This window comes from Actinophytocola sp. (genome assembly GCF_045807065.1).
Classification (GTDB): Bacteria; Actinomycetota; Actinomycetes; order Mycobacteriales; family Pseudonocardiaceae; genus Actinophytocola.
Window position 1 is genome coordinate 1 of record NZ_JBJMIE010000129.1, and the last position, 4,426, is coordinate 4,426.

Sequence of the window (4,426 nt, forward strand, 5' to 3'; positions counted from 1 at the left end):
AGACACGAAACTCAGAACCCAGCCCTCCGCAACTCATCCAACAAAGCCGGCTTCCGCGCATACCGAACCCTGAGAGAACCAACGAACTCAACCACCGACACCCCACACCGAGAACCCACCTCCGCCAACTCCCGCAACAACACCCCACCCTCCCGATAAGCCTCCCGCCCACCCTGCTCCAAACACGCCGACACCAAACCCTGATACGCCATCACCACATCGGCAGGCTCGGTCAACCCCCACCGCCGAGCCACCTCCACCCCCACACACCCGTACTTGACCGCCGCCGCCCAGGCCTCGGCCACCTCGTCGTCATCCAGCAACGCCCCGACCAGCTCCGCCGGCGCGGCCGCCAGCACGGCCAGCGCCCATGACCGCAACCCCGACCACACCTTCACCGCCACGGCCGTCTCCCGCAGCAACCCGTAGCAGTGCCGGGTCGGCGCCTCCCGCAGCGCGGCCTTGCGCAGCTCCACCGCGTCGTCCCCGCGCTGTCCATCCACATAGGACGCGACGAGCAACTCCGTCAGCGCCACGTCCCGCGTCTCGCCCACGCCGCGCTCGGCCCACCGGATCGCCTCGTCCAGGCGCCCGCCACGGCGCAACACCGCGACGATGTCCCGGTAGGCCTTCGCGGCGGGCAGCCCGTCGGACAGGCAGTCGACCATCGCGTCCACGTCCCCGGTCGCCTTGGCCAGCTGCTCCCGCATCGCCCGCAACACGGAATGGTCGGCGTCGTCGTCCAGCGCGTGCCACGCGTCGTTCACCAGGGTTCGATACGCGGCAAGGCCGGCCTCGCCCAGCGGCTCCGCGAAGTCGCCGATGTCGATGGTCGGCCACGTCGTCCACGAGAGCCGCAGCTGGAACAGCCAGGTGGCGAGCTTCGTCGGGTTCGGGCGGGCCGCCGTGCACGCCCGCGCGTACAGCTTCACCGCCCGCCGGCACACGCCCGCGACCGTGCCCACCGGGTCGTCCACGGCGCCGACGGCCGAGGCGAGCAGCTCGACCGCGTGCCGGGCGAGGGGTCGGGCCTCGGCGGCGTGGCCGGACTCCACGAGGTCGTGGACCGTGTCGAGCACGTCCTTGGCGCGCGTCGCGTAGTCGCCGTCGACGAAGCCGCGGACGCGCAGCGCGGTGTCCAGCTGCCGGCGCAGCACCGCGACCTGCGGCGCGCCGTTCGCGCCGGCACGCAGCGTCAGCTGCCGGTACAGCGCCGGGTCGCGGTTCGCGTGCTCCAGCAACAGGTCCACCAGCTCGCGCTGGTCCAGCGTCCGCAGGTAGGCGCCGAGGTCGGCCGACGGCGCGCCCGACCCGTCCGCCAGCACGACCAGGCCGACGGCGACGCAGTGCTTGCAGAAGTTGCCCTCCAGGCCGAAGGGGCACTCGCACTCGGCGACGAGCGAGTCGTTCTCCCGGCCGAGCCAGACCTCGTAGACGTCCTTGCCGCGCACGCTCGCCCGCACGCCGAGCGCGGTCGGGCGCAACTCCCCCACGGCGTCGACGTACTCCCGCCCACGGCGGAAGGAGCCCTCGCCGGCGGCGGCACGCAGATCGTCCTCGGTGAACCAGGCCATGCGGGAATCAAAGCGCACGCCACCGACAATTTCGACAACGCCCGGTCAGCGGGGCAGCAGCAGGAACTTCGCGATCTGTTCGCCGAGCCGCTCGCCCGCGTCCTCCTGCAGGAAGTGGCCGGCGCCCTCGATCGTCGGGTGGTCGATGCCCGCCGCGCCCGGGACGTCGGCACGCAGCACCTCGGCCATGGGACCGGTGATCGGGTCGCTGTCGCTGAAGGCGCAGAGGAACGGCTTGTCCCACTGCCGCAGCACCTGCCAGGCCGCCAGGTTGGCGGGCGACGCCGGGTCGTCCAGCGACACCGGCACCAGGCCCGGCATGACCCGCGGGGCCACCTTGTACTCCTCGGTGGGGAAGGGCGCGTCGTACGCGGCCCGCACCTCGTCGGAGAGCGGCGTCCGGCAGCCGGACTGCACGAACCGGCCGACGTCCAGCACCGGTGCCTTCTCCACGGCGCGGCGGAACTGCCACCACACGTCCGGCATGCCGTGCTCGCCGGTCGGCAGGCCGGTGTTCGCCGCGACGATCCGCGCCACCCGCTCCTGGTGCTCCGCCGCCACCCGCAACCCGATGAGACCGCCCCAGTCCTGCCCGACGACCGTGACGTCCCGCAGGTCCAGCGCGTCGAACGCGAACGACCGCACCCACTCGACGTGTGCCGCGTAGGTGTGCGCGGACGCCGGCGGCTTGTCCGAGCGGCCGAACCCGATCAGGTCGGGCGCGATCGCACGGATCCCGGCCGCGGCGAGCACCCGCATCACCTTGCGGTACAGGAACGACCAGCTCGGCTCGCCGTGCAGCAGCAACGCGACCGGCCCGTCGACGGGTCCCGCCGACACGTACGCCATGCGCAGGCCGTCGACGGACACGTACTCCGGCTCGTACCCGAAGTCCGGCAACGAGACGAACCGCGAGTCGTCGGTACGCAGCACCATGCCGGTCAGCCTACGACTCGACGAGGGGCACGACCGGGGCCTGCTCCTTCGACAGCGGGATGTTGAACCGCTGGGCCAGGTAGGACGCCAGGTCGTGGAACAGCGGCGCCGCCGACTTGCCCTCCGGCGGACCGCCGACGTAGTGCGGGCGGTCGAGCACGATGCCCACGACGAACCGCGGGGAGTCCGCCGGCAGGATGCCCGCGAAGGTGATCCAGTAGTTCTCGTTGCTGTAGCCCGAGCCGTCGTCCTTGGCCTGCTGCGCGGTGCCGGTCTTGCCGGAGATCTGGTAGCCGGGCAGCGCGGCGGGATACCCCGTGCCGTTGTTGAGGCCGCCGCCCTTCTGCGTCACGGCGCGGAACATGTCCCGCACGGTCTTCGCGGTCTTCGCGTCGACCACGCGTACCGGCTTCGCCTTCGGCTCGGGGATGCGCTTGCCGTCCGGGGTGACCCGCGCGGCGACGATCCTCGGCGGCACGCGCACCCCGTCGTTCGCGACGGTCTGGTACATGCCGGCCATCTGCAGGACGGTCATCGACAGGCCCTGGCCGATCGGCAGGTTGCCGAACGTCGAGCCGGACCACTGGTTGCGCGGCGGCACCGACCCCGGGCTCTCCCCCGGCAGGCCGACGCCGGTGCGCTTGCCGAGGCCGAGCTTCCTGAGCAGGTCCGAGTAGCGGTTCGGCCCGCACTCCTGGGCGAGCATCAGCGTGCCGACGTTCGACGACTTCGCGAAGATCCCGGTCGTGGTGAACTGCTGTGCCGGGTGGTTCCACGCGTCGCCGATGGTGCGGTCCGAGACCTTGATCGAGTCCTTGACCGTGTGCGTGTCCAGCGGCGAGGTGATGTTGTAGTCGATCGCGCAGAGGGCCGTGACGACCTTGTTGACCGAGCCGGGCTCGTAGGCGTTGGTGACCGCGACGTCGCCGAGCAGCGCCTGGTCGGAGTTCCAGTCGGGCTGGCTCGGGTCGAACGTCTTGTCGTTGGCGAGCGCGTAGACCTCGCCGTTCCTGGCGTCCATGATCACCGCGCTGCCGCCGTGGGCCTCGGACTTCGCGACGTACGCGGAGAGCGCCTGCTGCAGGTAGTACTGCACGTCGGAGTCGATGGTCAGTTCGAGGTCCGAGCCGTCGACCGCCGGGCGCACGTCCCGCTCGGTGCCCGGGAGGATGACGCTGTTGTTGCCCTCCTCGGTCGCGGCGACCTGGTGGCCGGGCGTGCCGGCGAGCTCGTTGTCACGCAGCGACTCCAGGCCGACGAGGCCGTGCAGGTCGTGCTTCTTGGGGTCCGGGTCGTCCGTCCGCCAGTTCGCGACGCCGATGATGTTGGCGGCGGTCGACTTGCCCGGGTACTCGCGCTCGGCGCGGTACTCGGTGACGATCGACGGGAACTCGTCCTGGATCTCCCGGGCGACGGCCGGCTCGACCTTGTCGGCGATGTAGACGAACGTCTTGTCACTGCGCAGCTTGCCGAGCAGGTCCCGCTCGTCGATGCCCAGCTTCCGCGAGATGCCCTGGGCCATCCTGGCGGTCTCGGTGTCGAAGTTGAGCGGCGTGCCCTTGACCTCGCCGTCCTTGAGGTTCTTGTTGAAGGTCGCGATGGCCTTGCGTGCCGCGCGGGGCTGGTAGGCGAGCGCGCGGGACTCGACGCTGAAGGCGAGGTCGACGCCGTTGCGGTCGGTGATGGTGCCGCGCTTCGCGGGCAGGTCGATCTCGGTGGTGCGCTGCCGTTCGGCCTTGGCGGCGAGCGCCTCGGCCTCGAACCCCTGGACCTGGACGAGCTTGAGCCCGGCGGCGACGAGCGCCGCGATGAGGAGGAACCGCACCGTGACGACCCGGACGTGGTGGTTGGCCGGCCGCACCCTGCGCGGCAGCCGCCGAGGCCCCGCGGCCCGCCGCGGCGACGGCGGCACGGGC

The 4,426-nt window shown here is 71.5% G+C and carries 3 protein-coding genes; all 3 read right to left on the reverse strand.

Annotated elements, in window-relative coordinates; translation table 11 throughout:
* Nucleotides 1–11 precede the first annotated feature (11 nt).
* Entirely contained in the window at nt 12–1,574 is a 1,563-nt protein-coding gene (locus ACJ73U_RS07560) for an SWIM zinc finger domain-containing protein (protein ID WP_407776813.1), read from the reverse strand.
* A gap of 45 nt (nt 1,575–1,619) precedes the next feature.
* Nucleotides 1,620–2,510 carry a haloalkane dehalogenase gene (locus ACJ73U_RS07565; protein WP_407776814.1) on the reverse strand — a complete coding sequence of 297 codons (891 nt, stop codon included), beginning with the start codon at nt 2,508–2,510 and terminating at the stop codon, nt 1,620–1,622.
* Nucleotides 2,511–2,520: 10 nt separating this feature from the next.
* A partial coding sequence (locus tag ACJ73U_RS07570; RefSeq protein WP_407776815.1) for a peptidoglycan D,D-transpeptidase FtsI family protein occupies nt 2,521–4,426 on the reverse strand: 1,906 nt, incomplete at its 5' end.

Coding starts and splice junctions, on each gene's coding strand:
- ACJ73U_RS07560 (WP_407776813.1), bottom strand. CDS start 1,574: ATGGCCTGGTTCACCGAGGACGATCTGCGTGCCGCCGCCGGCGAGGGC.
- ACJ73U_RS07565 (WP_407776814.1), bottom strand. CDS start 2,510: ATGGTGCTGCGTACCGACGACTCGCGGTTCGTCTCGTTGCCGGACTTC.